Origin of the sequence: Tenacibaculum sp. HL-MS23 (assembly GCF_032463465.1) — a bacterium.
Lineage (GTDB): Bacteria > Bacteroidota > Bacteroidia > Flavobacteriales > Flavobacteriaceae > Polaribacter > Polaribacter bernardetii.
Map to the genome: position 1 here is coordinate 92,846 of NZ_CP135989.1, position 16,164 is coordinate 109,009.

The window sequence follows — 16,164 nt, forward strand, 5'->3', positions numbered from 1 at the left end:
AAATAAAGAATATAAAAAGGTCTCGACTGCGCTCGACCAGACAAAAAGTAAGTATGGAAAAAAAGTAACACCAAGAGGCGCATATCCACATGTAAAAGTTGTGGGAGATTTTATTTTTGTTTCGGGAACAAGTTCAAGGCGTTCAGACAATACGATAGCAGGTGTGGAGTTGATTGACGAAATGAATACTAAAAAGTTAGATGCAGAAATACAAACACGCGAAGTTTTAAAGAATATCGATAAGACATTACAAACCGTTGGGGCAAGTATTAAAGACGTGGTTGATGTAACTTCTTTTTTGGTAAACATGAATGATTTTGCAGGTTATAATAAAGCCTACGGAGAGTTTTTTGAGAAAGAAACAGGCCCAACACGTACAACAGTTGCTGTACATCAATTACCACATCCAGATTTAGTAGTGGAGATTAAAGTAATGGCGTATAAAAAACAATAGATGGTTATATTAAAAAGAAGTATCCATATAAAAAAGATAGTTTTTTGTTTTTTAATTATTGGTTTATCATCATGTAAGCCTAAAACTACGCTTCCAGATCCTTTAGAAGCTGGTTGGAAAGGAGAAAAGGTTTGTGAAGTACTAAAGGATAATGCTGAATTAAGAGTGTTAAAATGTACTTTTCCACCGGGAGTTGGCCATGAGAAACATTATCATAACAAACATTTTGGTTATACGCTGGCTGGAAGTAGATTTAAAATTAAAGATGCTAAAGGGACTAGAGAAGTTAATGTGCCAACAGGTTCTAGTTTTTCAAAAGATGAGAGATCATCACACGAAGTTTTAAATATAGGTGATGAAACTGCCGTTTTTTTAATTATTGAATATAAATAGATTAATAAAAAAAATAAAGTGAATATACAAAACTATATAAACGGTAAACTCATTTCTCCTGTTGCTGACAGATGGATTGATAATTACAATCCATCAAATGGAGAAGTATATTCTCAAATTCCGAATTCAACAAAAGAAGATGTTGAGTTAGCTTATAAAGCAGCAGCAGATGCTTTTCCTAGTTGGTCAAATACATCTTTAGATGAGAGAAGTAACATCTTATCAAAGATTGCAACATTGATAAAAGAAAAGTTATCTTTTTTAGCAGCAGCAGAATCTAAAGATAACGGAAAACCAGTAAGCTTAGCTACTCAGATAGATATTCCGAGAGCGTCAAGTAATTTTCAGTTTTTTGCAAATGCAATTACGCAGTTTTCATCCGAAGCGCATGAAAGTGTTGGTTTAAATGCGATGAATTTTACAATGCGTCAGCCAATCGGAGTGGTCGGTTGTATTTCTCCGTGGAATTTACCGTTGTATTTATTTACTTGGAAAATTGCTCCGGCAATTGCTGCAGGTAATTGTGTTGTTGCAAAACCAAGCGAAGTAACGCCAATGACTGCTTATTTATTGGGTGAGATTTGTACGGAGGCAGGTCTCCCGAAAGGTGTTTTAAATATCGTTCACGGATTGGGAACCACCACAGGGCAAGCAATTGTAGAGCACCCGAATATTAAAGCAATTTCTTTTACAGGCGGCACGGCTACAGGGGCACACATTGCACGAGTGGCGGCACCAATGTTTAAGAAACTATCATTAGAATTAGGAGGTAAGAATCCGAATTTAATTTTTGCTGATTGCGATTACGAAAAGATGTTAAATACTACGGTTCGCTCTTCATTTGCCAATCAAGGTCAGATTTGTTTATGCGGAAGTAGAATTTTTGTAGAGGAGAAAATCTATGAGAAATTTAAAAAAGATTTTATTCAAAAAGTATCCGAATTAAAAGTTGGTAATCCATCCGAAGTAGATACAAATATAGGCGCATTAGTTTCTAAACAACATTTAGAAAAAGTAAAATCATATATTGATATCGCCGAGCAAGAAGGCGGAAAAATCCTTTTTGGAGGGAAAAATGTTACTGTCACAGACAGTGAAAATGGATACTATTTACAACCAACAATTATTGAGGTTTCCGATAATAAATGCAGGCTGAATCAAGAAGAGATTTTCGGGCCTGTGGTTACCATAATGCCGTTTAAAACAGATGCAGAAGCTTTGCGTTTGGCAAATGATGTAAAATACGGATTGTCAGCTACACTTTGGACGAATAACTTAAACAGAACCATGCAAATATCAAAACAAGTTCATGCAGGAATTGTATGGGTAAATACATGGTTGTTACGAGATTTAAGAACGCCTTTTGGCGGCCAAAAAGAAAGCGGAGTAGGGCGTGAAGGTGGTTTTGAAGCCTTGCGTTTTTTTACAGAACCTAAAAATATTTGTATTAGTTATGAATAAAGAAATACAACAAAAAATTATTGATGTTTGTGATGAGAAGATTACAAAAAAAGGAACCAATGTAGGGGTATCTTTTTATGCGTTTTTTAAAAATAAAAATGACAATCCGAAATTATTGATGGAAGTCGCAAAATGGTGGATTGAAACTCATGAGTTAGATCACTTTGAAAAAGCGGTTAAAATTAAAACAATGATCCAGAATAACAATTAGAAAATAAAAAAATTGGCAATAGATTTGTCACCTCGAGCGCAGTCGAGAGGTTATTAAAAATCAACTATAAATGGTTCTCGACTGCGCTCGATCTGACAACTATAATATAATAGAAAAAAATGAATTTAAACATACAAAATAAAAACGCCTTGGTTTGCGGAAGCACACAAGGAATAGGAAAAGCATCGGCAATAGGGTTGGCATCAGAAGGTGTAAACGTAACGTTGATTGCTCGTAACGAAGAAAAGTTGAAAGCCGTTTTGGCAGAATTGCCAAATAACAACCAAAATCACAATTATATTGTTGCTGACTTTTCGAATCCATCAGAATTAAAAGAAAAGATTGAAGCAAGTGATTTAAATTTTCACATTTTGGTAAACAATACAGGTGGCCCAGCAGGAGGACCGGTATTTAATGCGCAATTAGATGAGTTTGAACTTGCATTTACTCAACATTTAAAATGCAATCATGTGTTAGTGCAAGCGGTGGTTCCGTTTATGAAAGAAGCAGGTTTTGGTAGGGTAATTAATGTGATTTCTACTTCAGTAAAACAACCTTTAGACGGCTTGGGAGTGTCGAATACTATTCGTGGAGCCGTTGCGAGTTGGTCTAAAACATTGGCAAACGAACTGGGACAGTTTAATATTACTGTAAATAACGTGTTGCCAGGTGCAACAGGAACTGAGCGTTTAAAAGAAATTATAAATAATAAAGCAGCTAAAACAGGAATGTCTGTTGAGGTGGTTTCAGAAAACATGATGAATGCTTCACCAGCAAAACGTTTTGCAAAGCCAGAAGAAATTGCCAATGCAATTGTGTTTTTAGCAAGTGAAAAAGCAAGTTTTATTAACGGAATTAACGTTCCGGTTGATGGAGGTAGAACAAAGAGTTTGTAATTTTTTTAGAAGCTATTTCCTGCTTTCGTTACTCGCTTTTTTTGCTGCAGTTCTCGATACAAATTTGTTCATACTTTACAAATTTACTCGAACTAACAGCAAAAAAGAGCTCAAACAAACCACTCAATCAGGGCTAAACTTGTTTGCTGAGGTTTGTTATAAAAGCGAATTGAAGGATTATTTATAAAGAGATAACAAGTTTGTAATTTAGAAACCAAATTTAGTGTTAGGGATTGCAGCGGCATCCTTTTTATAAGTTAATAAAACGGCGTCATTACGAGTGAAACGAAGTAATCTCTTGGAAGATTAGATGATATCATAGAAAGATAAAAATTTTCTTTGCAATGATATAAAAAGATACAGCGAAAAGTCCGACCTTTAGGGAACGCCAAAAAAATAGAGAAATGAGTTTAGTACAGCCTTTAAATTTTAAAAAGTGGATTGATGAAAACCGTCATTTATTAAAGCCGCCAGTTGGTAACAAACAGGTTTGGGATAACGGTGAATATATTGTTATGGTTGTTGGTGGCCCAAATAATAGAAAAGATTACCATTATAATGAAACACCTGAATTTTTCTATCAGGTTGAAGGGGATATGATTTTAAAAATCATAGATGATAAAGGTACAATGATAGATGTTGAAATTAATGAAGGTGATATTTATTTATTGCCAGGAAAAGTGCCACATTCACCGCAACGTAAAGAAAATACAGTTGGTTTGGTAATTGAATATCCGCGTTCGGAAGGAATGTTAGATGCTTTAGAATGGTATTGTGAAAACTGTGGAAATCAGTTATACAGGGAAGAATTTGCACTAGATAATATCGAAACAGATATGCCTATTATTTTCGATACATATTATTCTGATAAACAGAAATGTACTTGTTCTAATTGCGGGACAATAATGGAAGCGCCAAAGAAGATTAAATAAAATACTATCGTCATTACGAGGAACGAAGTAATCGTTTTACAGATAATTAGATTGCTACAGCAAGTGAAAAGCTTTCTTCGCAATGACATCATAACACTGAAATTAATTCAGAAAGATGACTAAAAGAAAACTACGCATAAACGGACATTCACATTTATTACCATACCCAGAGCAAATACCCGCTTTTATGAGGGAAAAAGAAATTTTTTGGGTAGATGATGAGCGCAAACACATGTTACAAAAAGGTTGGAAACGACCGGTAACAGATTCTAGTTTTTTCTTGGATGAGAAACTACGTTGGATGGAAAAAAACAAGTTAGATCATGCAGTAGTTTTAAATTTGTCTCAACTCTATGGAAATGGTTTGCGTTTGGAGGAAATGAAAAAAGCTTTGCGTTTTCAGAATGATTTTAATGCAAAAGTACAGCACGATCATCCGGGTAAATTTACATGTGGTTTTGTGGTACATCCTGGCTTTATTCAAGGAGCTTTGTGGGAAATGGAGCGTTGCGTAGAAGAGTTGGGGTTAAAAGTATTGTGTTTGCCAACACATTTTATGGATTCTATTGGGCAATGGCGTTGTGTTTTTGATAAAGAAAATGATGCCATTTTCGAATTGGCAGATAAATATAAATTGGCAATTGAAATTCATCCGTATGACGGAGATAAAATGATAAAGTTAGAAAACACCAATTGGCGTTTTCATTTAATTTGGATGTTGGCACAATGTGGTGACGCGTATCATTTTTACACTTTAAACGGTATGCAAGAGCGTTTTCCTAATATCAGAACTTGTTTTGCGCACGGAGGTCAATTGGCACAAATGAATTTAGGACGTCGTATTCAAGGATTTGATGGTAGACCTGATTTATTTGAAGGAAAAACACATCCTAGAAAAGCAGTTGGACATCCAAATATCTTTTTTGACACCTTGGTTCATGATACCGATTCGTTAAAATTAATGATCGACCGACAAGGATCTAACCAAGTAATAATGGGCTTAGATGATCCGTATCCGTTAGGAGAAATGGAAAGCGATGCACAATCTTCGTATCCAGGAAAATTGTTAGATTTAGCGATAGAGAGAGATATTATCAATGAAAAACAATACCATGAAATTTGGGAAGATAATACGTTACGTTGGTTGTTTGGTGATGATGAAAAAGCGAAACAAGATTTGATTTCGAAAATTTTGAAGTAAGATGTCTGATGTTACTCAATTTCATAATGTATCACACATTTTTATTTCCTTTATTGGTGCAATATTACTGTTAGCAATTTATTATAATATTAGAAATAGATTTAAACAAGTATTAGAAGAAGGAAACACAATAAAGCGTGTAGATAAAGGCTTGTTGTATTTAAGTTTTGGAATGTTAGTTTGGGTAGTTTCTGGTATTTGGGCTTATGCTGCGGGCTATTTTAGTTATACAGAAACAACCAGCTATCAAATAGGAGTAAATATTTTATCTACCATTAATAATTTATTTTGGTTATTGGCTTTGTATTATGTGCATGATGCACCAAAATTTATTTATCAGAATGAAAAGAATGTAAAAATTATAGGCGTTATAATCGTAGCGGTAGCTTCACTAACAATGTTATTATCTTTTTTTGTAGGTAATAAGGTTTATTACGGTGTAAAAATAGCTGCAATTCCGGATGTTTTACTAACTACTTTTTTGTGTTATTTAATGGGAGTTTCTTTTTTTAGAACTTTTATGCATCGAGATTTAAAGTTGGTGGCAATTATTTCAGTGGTTGTAATTTCGCTATTATTCTTGTCACAATTATATGATGTTTTTGTTGGTTTAGATAACGATTTTGTAAATCTTATGATTCGTATTATCGCCAAAACCTCTTTGGTTTCTGTCTTTTTAGTGTTGGCAACAAGTTGGGTAATTCAATTAGCACATACACCAAAGCCTAATGAGATTCGAATTAAATTTTTAGATTGGTCTTTAATTCAATTAAGTGTGCCATCTAAAGGTATTTATGAAGAAAAAATCGATTTTGGTTCTAAAACAACACAGTACAAAAACTTATTAAATTTTGCCTATCGCCGAAAGTTTTCGGAAGCTACAAACCAATCGATTATGGTAAATTCGGGAGGAGAGATTAAGAGTCAAACCTATTTAACGAGAATCGTTGATAATATAAACTCGATACTTCAGTTAGAAGAAAATGATCGATTAGAGCGCAAAGATTTAATTACATTTATAGGTGAAAGTAAATATCGTTTGCGAGTTTTACCTGAACATATTTTTATTGACGAAGCTTTGTTAAAGGAATATAAAGAATAATTATAACGTATTTAGCTGCCCTAGTAACTGAATAAGAGCACTTTTTGTTTTGGCGTATTCATAGTTATTTTTTGCTTCTTTTAAATTGCTTTCGATTAATTTTACTTCGCGGTAATTAATTAGAAAAAGCGAACTTTCTCCTAATGAAAATTTTCTTTCTTCGCTTTTAACAATTTTTTGATAACCGTTAACTAAGTCTTCTAATATATTCTTTTGCTTTTCGTACGAAACTATTTGTTGCCTTATAGCATTAATTTTATTTTGTAAACTTGTTTTTGTAGATGATATTTCAAAATTTAAATCTTGTAATTTAAGTTTCGCTAATTTTAATTCTCCGCGAGATTTTCTTAAAAATAAAGGAACACTAACTTGTAGTGAGTTTTTATAGTTAGACACATTAAAAGCATCTAAATTATCCACTTTAGAGCTTAGTAAATTGTATTGAAAATCAATTTTAGGAAGTAAGTTATTTACCTTTAATTGTTTGTTGATTTCAAGGTTTCTTCTCTTTAATTCTAATAATTTTACTTTAGGATGATCATTTAAATTATTCTGAACAATGGCATTTGCTGTCGATTTTAAAAGTACATCCATCTTGCTAAAAGTTGTAACATCAGGTATCATCTCATCTTTTAACTCCATCGGAATATTATCGTTAATCCATAAATAATTAGAAAACTCTAATTTCGATTTTATGTATTTGATATTGGCTTTTTCTAAATCTAACTTTCTGCTTTTTAAATTAATACTAGCTTCTAAAGTATCTACCGCAGCTTTATCACCAGCTTTAAAACTGGTAATTACGTTTTTTAACCGCACCTGTGCGTTGGTATAATAATCCTTATAAATAGTATGTTGTTGGTAATACAAAGTCCAGTTTAAATAAGAATCAATAGCATTAAATAAAATGGTATTTATAAGAAGTTGTTGTTCTAGTTTACCTTGTTTGGCATACAGTTTAGCTTGTTTTAAAGTAGCCATTCTTTTATTAATAAATAAGTTTTTGGCTAATGGAATGGCGACACCAACATTGTATAACCCATTTTTAGGGGTTTTAGATTGTGGGTTTAAAAATTGACCTGAATTGTTTTCATAACTAGCTTTTAATTCAATTCCGTACCAAGTTGGTATTTTAAATGTTGAGGTTAAATTTTTGTAGTAATCGGTATCCTTAAATTCTTTTCTATCATAGTCAATTGCTATTTTAGGATCAAAAGCACCACGCGCTTTCATTAATTTAGCTTCGTTTGTATTTGTAATAAGTTTAGCCTGTTTTAAAACAGGATGGTGTTTTTTTACATAACCCAAACTTTCCTCTAAAGAAAGTGTGTTGATCGGTTTATTTTGAGAAAAAGAAATAAAGCTTATAAATAGATATAAAAAGGGTAATTTTTTCATTATTTCTTTTTGTTTGAACTGTTTTTAGTATTTTCTGGTTGATAAAAATTAGGAGGAAAGCTGTTAACTTGTCTCCATAATTCATACCAAATCGGTACATTTTCTAATAAAGCTATTGTTTTTGCACCCGAACCAATTCTAATCGCTTTTGGCCAAGGTTCTAGTTCGTTGTTTGGAGCAATTAAAACTCGGTATTTACCATTATTACTAATAAAATTTTCGATAGCAATTATTTTTGCTTCATACGTTCCGGTAGACATGTTTGGCCAGCCACTAAAAACTAAAGCAGGCCAACCATCGAACTGAACACGAACTTTTTCGTTAATATGTATCAGTGGTAAATCAATCGGTTTTATATACATTTCTACAGCCAAGTCGTATACGGCAGGCATAATATTTACCAATTGCTCGCCTTCTTTAAAGGTTTCTCCTATACCAGATTTTATAGCTTTGTTTATGTAGCCATCTTGCGGTGCCGTAACGTATAACAAAGAGTTTCTTTTGTTGTAATTCGCTAAACTTGTCTCTAATTTAGAAACTTGTATTGCTGTTTCATAAGCTCCTGATTCGGCTGAATATAAACTACTTTCAGCCTTAGAAAGCTTGTCCATATAAGAAGCTCCAATGCTTGAAATGGTAAGTTTTGCGTTAATAATATTATTTTTAGATGTTAAAAATTTGTTTTTTTGAGAGATAACTTTTGCGGTATATTCTTGAAGCTTAGCTCTCTTTTCTTCTACCTCTTTAACAGCTTTTAAGCCCTCTTCTTGTAAAGTAAGTGTTCTGTCGTATTGAATTTTAGCAATGCCTTGTTTTATAACAATAGTTTCTAAATCGATGCTATCACTTTTAACCTTTAAATAAGCTTGTTGTAGTTTGTTTTTGGCTTGTTGTAATTTTAATCCTCGTTCATCTTTTAAAGCATTAATTTGTCTTTTTAATGCTGCTATTTTATTAATATAAGATTCACCTGAAAGATTTTTAGAGTTTAATTGACTTCCTGTTCTTTCTGCAAGTTTAAGATCGAAATAGTCACTTTTTATTTCCGATATTCTTAATATTGTATCGCCTTTTTTAACAAAGTCACCTTCTTGAATAAACCATTCTTCTATACGACCTGGTATTTGAGACTGCAATGTTTGTGGTCTTTGGTTAGGTTTTAAAGTAGTTACGTTACCAGAACTAGTTACGTTTTGTGTCCACGGTAAAAACATCGTAACAAGTAGTATAAGTAAAAATAAAAGAAGGAGTTTTCGAAATAATTTATGATGTTCTTTTCTAAATACTTTTTTACCTGATTTAAAATTAGATAAATTTAGTTGATTAGAAACCGAATTATTAGATATATTTAACATTGTATCTTATTTAATTATTAACAATAATACCTTTTTTAAGGGTAATTAGCTTGTTGCATTTTTCTTTCCAATTATCATTACTACTAACAATAATTAAGCTCCATGTTTGTGATGGTTTTGTTATAAAATCGATAATTTTTTTGGCTTCTTGTTTTTCTAATTGATCTAAAGGATCTTCTAATATTAAAAGTTGAGGTTTTTTAATAATAGCTCTTGCTAAAATTATTTTTTTAGAAATAGTATAGCCAATAAGTTTTCCTTCTGGTTTTAAATGGGTGTCTAAACCATTGGGCTGATGTTTTAAAAAATCTGTTAAACCAACGATATTAAATATCGAGTAAATTTCATCATCCGTAATTGAAAGATCACCGAAAGTTACATTTTCTCTTACCGTTCCTTTAAAAGGTGTTTCTTCAGACAATGATAAACCTAAATTAGCTCTATAGTCGTTAATTTTAATGCTCTCTAATGATAAGTCATTCACAAATATATTTCCCGATGTAGGTTTTATAAGTCCGCAAATTAAGTGAATTAAACTCGATTTTCCAGAGCCACTTTCACCTTGAATTAATATTCGGTCTTTTGGATTAACATTAAAAGATATATCATTTAAAATAGTGAAATCTTTTTTATCAACATTATATGAAAGGTTCTGAATCTCAAGCTTAAAAGGTGTTGCTTTACTAATCTTACTTCCTGTTTGATTTTCAATAGGTTTATCTATTACTTGACCTAATTTTTCAATAGCGGTAAGAACATCGTAAAAGGATTCTAAACCAATAATAAGTTTTTCTACAGAAGCAATTACTAATAATATTATTATTTCTGCAGCAACAAACTGACCAATGTTCATTTGTTGATTTAATACTAAAAAACCACCCATAAGTAATAAACCAGCTGTAATAATAACTTTAAAACTAATCATTTGAATATATTGAATAATTAATATTTTAAAATGACTTTCTCTCGAGTTTAAATAATCATTAACCAATACATCACTTCTTTCTAAGGCATGTTTTGTTTTTCCAGATAACTTAAAACTAATAATTGTTCTTGCTATTTCTTGTAACCAATGTGCTACTTTATACTTGTCTTTAGATTCATTTAAACTTGTTTCTAAACCTATTTTTGCGGTATATTTAAAGACAATATAGATTAATAATAATAATAGAAAACCAAATAATATAAAAAAAGCGTGATAAAAAGATAGCAAAAGTAGGGCAAAAACAATCTGTAAAAATGCTGAAGGAACATCAATTAAGATCTTTGAAATTCCTTTTTGAATTGTAAGTGTATCAAAAAAACGATTAGCCAATTCAGGTGGATAATAATTTCTTAACTCGCTCATTTTAATTTTAGGAAATCGATAACTAAGCTCTATAGATGCTCTGGTGAAAATACGTTGCTGTATGGTTTCTATAATTCTTATTTGCATTAGTTTTAAAACGCCACTGAAAGCAACTCCTATTGTAACCAATATTACCAAAACAATCCATGAAGCAGAAACCTGAGCACCTTGTAATAAATTTATAATAGCTTGTATTCCTAATGGAAGTGACAAAGCAACGATACCTTCAAAAACGGCATAGTATGATATTTGTAAAACATCTTTTCTCTCTAGTTTTAAAAGGCCTAAAAAACGTTGCCAAGGAGTTAATGGGTTATTATCTGTCATTTGAAAGAGTATTTAATGTTAGATTAAGAAAAAATGAAGTAATAGAAATAGTATCATTACAATTAGTTAATGACTTAAAATGTTGCTTAATAAATTGCTGATGTAGAGCGCCTTCAATAACAGTGCTAGCCAATGTTAAAGGATGCTGATAAGAGTTCTTATAATTGGTAACAATATCGGCGAAACGCTTTACTACTTCTTTATATAGTTTAAAGAAACCTTCTTTATTTTCTGAGTCTACTTCTTTTGTAGAATATGATTTAGAGTTTTCATTAATTACAATTAAATTTAGTAAAATTTCATTTATATGTGAAAAGTTACTGTCTTGTTCTGTTGTTTTAGTAACTATACTTATGGCTTTAACTAATTTTTCTTTCGGATCATTTATGCTATAAGTTTCTATTACTAATTGATATTGTACCCAACCCCAATACCATGAAGTTAAGTAAACTAAAAGCTTATGTTTACTTTCAAAATACCTGTATATAGAGCTTTCATTAGAGCCAATTAATTTTCCCAACTTTTTAAAAGTAAAGTTTTCAAAACCAACCTCTTCTATTAACTTAATACTGTTTTCTACAATTCTTTTCCCTAAATCAGATGTTTCAGGGTCTTTGATATAAATTCCACAAGGAATTTCAATTTTAATATTAGCTAATAAACTTTTCATAAAATAATATTTACACGTGCAAATATAATAGTAATACTATTATAAAAGAAAGTATGTATGTTATTTTATTTTAAAATTGATATTATTGTCAATAACAAAAACTCACAAACACTTATTTTTTAGTACAATTAACTACAAAGCTTTTTAAACGGTTGGTGTAAAAATACATTTGTAAAAACATATTTATTTTATGAAAACACACACATCTACATCCGATTTTATAGGACATCCTAAGGGATTGTTATATTTATTTTTTGCTGAACTATGGGAACGATTTTCGTTTTACGGAATGCGAGCACTACTTGTTCTTTATATGACAAAGCATTTATTGTATTCTGATGAAATGTCATTCGGAGTATACGCGGCATACATGTCACTCGTATATGTAACACCAATGATTGGTGGTATTCTTGCTGATAAAATACTAGGTTTTAGAAAAGCTATTTTATTAGGAGGTGTATTAATGGCATTAGGTCATTTCCTACTAACCTTCGAGCAACCATTTTTTTTCTATGGATCATTGGCTTTAATTATTGTAGGAAACGGATTCTTTAAGCCAAACATTTCTTCGTTTGTAGGTAATTTATACGAACAAGGAGATGTGCGTAGAGATGCGGGATTTACATTTTTTTATATGGGAATAAATATTGGTGGCGCAATTGCTCCTTTAGCTTGTGCATGGTTTGCCGAAACTTATGGTTGGCATTATGGTTTTGTATTAGCAGGAATTGGTATGCTGTTAGGGTTGCTTGTGTTTCAAAGAGGTCTTAAAAATAATACTTTTGAAGATAAAGGTTTGGTTACAAATAAGGAGTTGTATAATGAACCAATCTTCGGATTAAAAAAAGGAACTGCCATTATTATTGCCGCATTTTTATCGGTGCCAATTTTTGCTTTGATTATGCGATTTCATCAGTTTGAGCATTATTTAGTTTGGGTAGTTTCAGCATTTTTAATTGTCTACATCGCTTATATTTTAAAACAAGTAAGTAAAACAGAAAAACAGCGTTTATTGGTTGCTTTGTATTTTACAGTTTTATATACATTATTCGCAGCCATTTTTGAGCAAGCAGGTAGTTCGTTAACTCTTTTTGCAGATAGAAATGTAAATTTAGTAGGTATGAGCGCAGCAGGAACCAATAGTATTAACTCGGGTTTTATAATTTTGTTAGCAATTCCGTTTTCTATTTTATGGACATTTTTGAGTAAAATAAATACGAACCCTAATTCGGTAATTAAATTCGGACTTGGGTTATTATTTCTTGGACTTGGTTTTATTATTTTTGGTATGTCGGCAAATCAAGTAGATGAATTTGCAAAAACACCAATGCTTTATTTGGTTGTTGGTTATTTAGTGCTAACAATAGGTGAGTTATTTTTATCACCAATAGGTTTGTCTAAAATGACAGAATTATCGCCAATTAAATATGTTTCTTTTATTATGGGAGTTTGGTTTTCGGCGAATTTTTATGGTCATTTCTTCGCAGGGAAAATTGCAAAACTAACAACTGTTTCAGAAGGCGATTTAGGGCTGTTTTCGACCGGTATGTTTGGTGAAATTACTCAGTTTATAACAGGTTTATCAAATAGTGTAGTTTTAGAAAAAGGTGTTATTTTTCAGCAATTATACTCTTATGTTTCGGTGTATGCAAGTTTCGGAGTAATGGCATCTTTTGTAGGGGTTTTAGTCATCATGTTTTCATCATCAATAAAAAGAAGAATGCATAATATTCATTAAAATAATTAATACATGAAAAAGAGAATAGTACTAATCGTTTGTTTACTGTTATTAATAAGCTGTAAAAAAGAGGTTGCCAATGTGGCGTTTAAAAACATAAAAACCGATGAATTCGAATTACTTGTTTCCAAGCAACAAAAGGGATTATTAATCTTATTTCCCGGAGGAGGAGGTAGTGCAGAAAACATTAAAAAAGAGTTTGATATTGTACAGAAAGCAAACGAAAAAGGAGTTTCATTACTGCTAATAAACTTTGCGAGAAAATTATGGATAGAGAAAGAAGACAGCGCAAAATTAACTGCCTTAATTCTTGAAACCATCAAAAAGAATAACTTAAAAACCGACAATATTTATGTTGGAGGGATGTCTATAGGTGGTAATGTGGCATTAACATTGTCTGATTATTTACTAAAAAATAAAATAGTAGCTGTTAAAGGAGCTTTTATAGTAGATTCTCCTATCGACTTATTTGGGTTGTATGAAAGTTCTGTAAAAGACATTCAGCGAAAGGATTTTTCTGAAGAACGTTTGGCGGAACCAAAATGGATTGTCAGTTTTTTTGAAGAACGATTTACTAAAGATTCGTTGCTAAGTAATATTCAGCAGGTTTCTCCTTTTACTTATAAAACAGAAAACTTTAATAATATTTATAGTTTGAAAAAAGCGAAACTCCGTTTATATACAGAACCAGATGAACGTTGGTGGAAAGAAGTTCGTAAAACCGATTATGAATCGACCAATGCATACCGAATCAGAAAATTAAATGATTTATTAGTCGCCAATAGTTGGAAAAAAGTAACATTAATAGAAACAAATAATAAAGGGTATAGAGCGAACGGAAAGCGGAACCCTCATAGTTGGTCTATTGTAAATGTTGATGATTTATTAGAATGGATATTAACGTAAAAAAGAAAGCCTTAGATAAAATCTAAGGCTTTCTTTTATAAGTATAAAAATAATTTTTATTTAAAAGTAGATGTAATGTTAATAGCAACATCGTCCCAAGTTTTAGAAACACCGTCAGCTCCTTTATGTAAATCTTTACAAACTTCGTTTAAAGAGTTTAAAGCTTTATCAGCATTCCAGTCTGTAATTTTAAGATTACCTTTTAAAGTAAAAACCTTACCATCAATACTGTATTTAAAATCCATTTTTTTGGTAACACCGTTCATTGTTAAATCAGAATAACCAATAGAATCGTTTTCTAAAACTAATTTCCCAGAAAGTAACTCTGTTTTGTCCATAATTCCAAAAAAGAACTTTTTTATTTTAAAGTCTCTACTAGAATCTTTAGTAAAAAGACTGCTTACCGGAATAGAAAATTCAGCATTATTAATTGCTTCTTTAGCTGTTGTTCCATCACCATTAGCGGTTATTGTTACTTTTTTAAAAGAACCACCTACAGGTATTTTTTCACTTGTTTTATAGGCTGTAAAGTTTATTTCATTGTTTGCTTCTTGCAAAGAGAAAGGTGCATTGTTTTCTAGTTTAATTTCTTCTTTTTCAGATGTTTCTTTTTTTGCTTCTGATTTACAAGAAGTAAAGTTTGCTAAAGCAGCAAATACGAATAAAGAATAAATGATTTTTTTCATGATATTTATTTTATAATTGAATTAACTAAGTTGATGTATTCTTGTTTAGCTTCATCTTCTGTCATGCCTTGTAATTGAATCCATGCATTAAATTTAAACGCATTTCGTAAGTCATGATTGCTATTAAAAGTAAATTTATCTCCTTTTACAGCTTGTTTGTAATATGCATAGAATTTAAGCATAATATCAGGTGGCAGCTTTTTTTTATAACTAGAAGCTTTTTTATAAGCTTTATTAAACTGTATATCTAAATCACTCATCATATAAAGAAGAATCAGGTAAGAAAGTAATTATATTATATAGTGTATATACAAATATACGAAAGGAGCAAGGAAAAACAAACTATCAAGCCTGTCTAATAAACCGCCATGCCCGGGCATAATTGTACCACTGTCTTTTACGTTTGATTGTCTCTTAAACTTAGATTCTACCAAGTCGCCTAAAGAACCAAGAACGGCAACAATAATCGCAATAATAATCCAATTTAATATTGAAAATATACCAGAGTAATAACCAATTAAAAATCCGGCTAAAACAGCAAATAATAATCCGCCAATAAAACCTTCAATCGTTTTTTTGGGAGATACCGATTCAAATAATTTATGTTTACCAAAGTTTTTACCAACGATAAAAGCAAAACTATCATTCGTCCAAATCATTAAAATAATATAGATAATTACATTTGGATGGTAATTGTTATCTATAAGAGGTAGTTTTATTAAGAAGTAAAAAGGCAGTATTAAGTATATTAGTTGTAAAAATATTTTTTGTGTTAAATTATCTGTCTTTATAGGTTTTGTACTTATTAATAAATAAAGTAGTATTGATAAACCAGAGAAAGAAAACCCTGTCAAATAATTTGTATAATTATTGGGGATTTCAATCGTAGATAAATATATAAATCCGATTAAAAGAATGTAAGGTATAATATTTTTCGATTTTAGCATTCTCGAAAACTCAAAAACACATATTGCTGAAAATATCGCCATTAATCCTATATATGATTCTTTAGAGAAAAGGATAGCGGAAATAAAAAGTACAGCATAAACAAGTCCAGAAATACTTCTTGTTATAAGGTTGCGCATA

The 16,164-nt window shown here is 31.1% G+C and carries 16 protein-coding genes and 1 pseudogene; 10 read left to right on the plus strand and 7 right to left on the minus strand.

Translation table 11 applies throughout. The features are described 5' to 3' along the window. Positions 1-58: 58 nt before the first annotated feature. The 8 genes and pseudogenes from RRF68_RS00445 to RRF68_RS00480 form a co-directional block, all read left to right on the plus strand. Positions 59-454: pseudogene (locus tag RRF68_RS00445) on the plus strand (RidA family protein); the annotation flags it as partial. Next, the gene (locus RRF68_RS00450) at positions 455-847 is read left to right on the plus strand and encodes a cupin domain-containing protein (RefSeq protein WP_218772976.1); all 393 of its coding nucleotides are present in this window, start codon (positions 455-457) and stop codon (positions 845-847) included. Positions 848-865: 18 nt separating this feature from the next. Further along, entirely contained in the window at positions 866-2,308 is a 1,443-nt protein-coding gene (locus RRF68_RS00455) for an aldehyde dehydrogenase (protein ID WP_315944621.1), read from the plus strand. Further along, positions 2,301-2,519, plus strand: a complete 219-nt coding sequence (locus RRF68_RS00460) for a DUF6500 family protein (RefSeq protein WP_218772974.1) — start codon at positions 2,301-2,303, stop codon at positions 2,517-2,519. The genes RRF68_RS00455 and RRF68_RS00460 overlap by 8 nt, the downstream gene beginning before the upstream one ends. Before the next feature lie 119 nt (positions 2,520-2,638). Then, the gene (locus RRF68_RS00465) at positions 2,639-3,415 is read left to right on the plus strand and encodes an SDR family oxidoreductase (RefSeq protein ID WP_218772973.1); all 777 of its coding nucleotides are present in this window, start codon (positions 2,639-2,641) and stop codon (positions 3,413-3,415) included. Positions 3,416-3,819: 404 nt separating this feature from the next. Further along, the gene (locus RRF68_RS00470) at positions 3,820-4,347 is read left to right on the plus strand and encodes a 3-hydroxyanthranilate 3,4-dioxygenase (protein WP_315944622.1); all 528 of its coding nucleotides are present in this window, start codon (positions 3,820-3,822) and stop codon (positions 4,345-4,347) included. 115 nt (positions 4,348-4,462) lie between these two features. Further along, entirely contained in the window at positions 4,463-5,548 is a 1,086-nt protein-coding gene (locus RRF68_RS00475; protein ID WP_315944623.1) for an amidohydrolase family protein, read from the plus strand. A 1-nt stretch (position 5,549) separates the two neighbouring features. Next, entirely contained in the window at positions 5,550-6,650 is a 1,101-nt protein-coding gene (locus RRF68_RS00480; protein WP_315944624.1) for a hypothetical protein, read from the plus strand. On the opposite strand, the gene RRF68_RS00485 is transcribed toward RRF68_RS00480, so the two are convergent. Genes RRF68_RS00485 through RRF68_RS00500 form a run of 4 tightly spaced genes read right to left on the minus strand, consistent with a single transcriptional unit; the run spans position 6,651 to position 11,748 of the window. Then, the gene (locus RRF68_RS00485) at positions 6,651-8,048 is read right to left on the minus strand and encodes a TolC family protein (RefSeq protein WP_315944625.1); all 1,398 of its coding nucleotides are present in this window, start codon (positions 8,046-8,048) and stop codon (positions 6,651-6,653) included. It lies immediately after the preceding gene. After that, positions 8,048-9,403, minus strand: coding sequence for an HlyD family secretion protein (locus RRF68_RS00490; RefSeq protein WP_315944626.1), 1,356 nt, complete (start codon positions 9,401-9,403; stop codon positions 8,048-8,050). The genes RRF68_RS00485 and RRF68_RS00490 overlap by 1 nt, the downstream gene beginning before the upstream one ends. Before the next feature lie 10 nt (positions 9,404-9,413). Continuing rightward, positions 9,414-11,078: a peptidase domain-containing ABC transporter gene (locus tag RRF68_RS00495; RefSeq protein WP_315944627.1), complete on the minus strand. Its 1,665-nt coding sequence runs from the start codon at positions 11,076-11,078 to the stop codon at positions 9,414-9,416. Beyond that, positions 11,068-11,748: a TetR/AcrR family transcriptional regulator gene (locus RRF68_RS00500; RefSeq protein WP_218772966.1), complete on the minus strand. Its 681-nt coding sequence runs from the start codon at positions 11,746-11,748 to the stop codon at positions 11,068-11,070. The genes RRF68_RS00495 and RRF68_RS00500 overlap by 11 nt, the downstream gene beginning before the upstream one ends. A 190-nt stretch (positions 11,749-11,938) precedes the next feature. Here RRF68_RS00500 and RRF68_RS00505 point away from each other — a divergent pair, with 190 nt between their 5' ends. Continuing rightward, a complete protein-coding gene (locus RRF68_RS00505; RefSeq protein WP_315944628.1) occupies positions 11,939-13,486 on the plus strand; it encodes a peptide MFS transporter in 1,548 nt (515 codons plus the stop codon). Between the two features lie 12 nt (positions 13,487-13,498). Next, positions 13,499-14,392, plus strand: coding sequence for a hypothetical protein (locus RRF68_RS00510; protein ID WP_315944629.1), 894 nt, complete (start codon positions 13,499-13,501; stop codon positions 14,390-14,392). 56 nt (positions 14,393-14,448) lie between these two features. On the opposite strand, the gene RRF68_RS00515 is transcribed toward RRF68_RS00510, so the two are convergent. The 3 genes from RRF68_RS00515 to RRF68_RS00525 are packed head-to-tail and all read right to left on the minus strand — an operon-like array spanning position 14,449 to position 16,163. Further along, complete coding sequence (locus RRF68_RS00515) at positions 14,449-15,078, minus strand: YceI family protein (protein WP_275314683.1); 630 nt, start codon at positions 15,076-15,078, stop codon at positions 14,449-14,451. Between the two features lie 5 nt (positions 15,079-15,083). Further along, positions 15,084-15,338 (minus strand): acyl-CoA-binding protein, encoded by a 255-nt coding sequence (locus tag RRF68_RS00520; RefSeq protein ID WP_218772962.1) that lies wholly within the window; start codon positions 15,336-15,338, stop codon positions 15,084-15,086. A gap of 30 nt (positions 15,339-15,368) precedes the next feature. Beyond that, positions 15,369-16,163 (minus strand): phosphatidate cytidylyltransferase, encoded by a 795-nt coding sequence (locus RRF68_RS00525; RefSeq protein ID WP_315944630.1) that lies wholly within the window; start codon positions 16,161-16,163, stop codon positions 15,369-15,371. Position 16,164: the final 1 nt, after the last annotated feature.

What these genes read in the sequence shown, in the direction of transcription:
- RRF68_RS00490 (WP_315944626.1), bottom strand. Translation starts at nt 9,403, where the DNA reads ATGTTAAATATATCTAATAATTCGGTTTCTAATCAACTAAATTTATCT.
- RRF68_RS00475 (WP_315944623.1), top strand. Translation starts at nt 4,463, where the DNA reads ATGACTAAAAGAAAACTACGCATAAACGGACATTCACATTTATTACCA.
- RRF68_RS00485 (WP_315944625.1), bottom strand. Translation starts at nt 8,048, where the DNA reads ATGAAAAAATTACCCTTTTTATATCTATTTATAAGCTTTATTTCTTTT.
- RRF68_RS00450 (WP_218772976.1), top strand. Translation starts at nt 455, where the DNA reads ATGGTTATATTAAAAAGAAGTATCCATATAAAAAAGATAGTTTTTTGT.
- RRF68_RS00470 (WP_315944622.1), top strand. Translation starts at nt 3,820, where the DNA reads ATGAGTTTAGTACAGCCTTTAAATTTTAAAAAGTGGATTGATGAAAAC.
- RRF68_RS00460 (WP_218772974.1), top strand. Translation starts at nt 2,301, where the DNA reads ATGAATAAAGAAATACAACAAAAAATTATTGATGTTTGTGATGAGAAG.
- RRF68_RS00480 (WP_315944624.1), top strand. Translation starts at nt 5,550, where the DNA reads ATGTCTGATGTTACTCAATTTCATAATGTATCACACATTTTTATTTCC.
- RRF68_RS00495 (WP_315944627.1), bottom strand. Translation starts at nt 11,078, where the DNA reads ATGACAGATAATAACCCATTAACTCCTTGGCAACGTTTTTTAGGCCTT.
- RRF68_RS00500 (WP_218772966.1), bottom strand. Translation starts at nt 11,748, where the DNA reads ATGAAAAGTTTATTAGCTAATATTAAAATTGAAATTCCTTGTGGAATT.
- RRF68_RS00505 (WP_315944628.1), top strand. Translation starts at nt 11,939, where the DNA reads ATGAAAACACACACATCTACATCCGATTTTATAGGACATCCTAAGGGA.
- RRF68_RS00520 (WP_218772962.1), bottom strand. Translation starts at nt 15,338, where the DNA reads ATGAGTGATTTAGATATACAGTTTAATAAAGCTTATAAAAAAGCTTCT.
- RRF68_RS00465 (WP_218772973.1), top strand. Translation starts at nt 2,639, where the DNA reads ATGAATTTAAACATACAAAATAAAAACGCCTTGGTTTGCGGAAGCACA.
- RRF68_RS00510 (WP_315944629.1), top strand. Translation starts at nt 13,499, where the DNA reads ATGAAAAAGAGAATAGTACTAATCGTTTGTTTACTGTTATTAATAAGC.
- RRF68_RS00525 (WP_315944630.1), bottom strand. Translation starts at nt 16,163, where the DNA reads ATGCGCAACCTTATAACAAGAAGTATTTCTGGACTTGTTTATGCTGTA.
- RRF68_RS00515 (WP_275314683.1), bottom strand. Translation starts at nt 15,078, where the DNA reads ATGAAAAAAATCATTTATTCTTTATTCGTATTTGCTGCTTTAGCAAAC.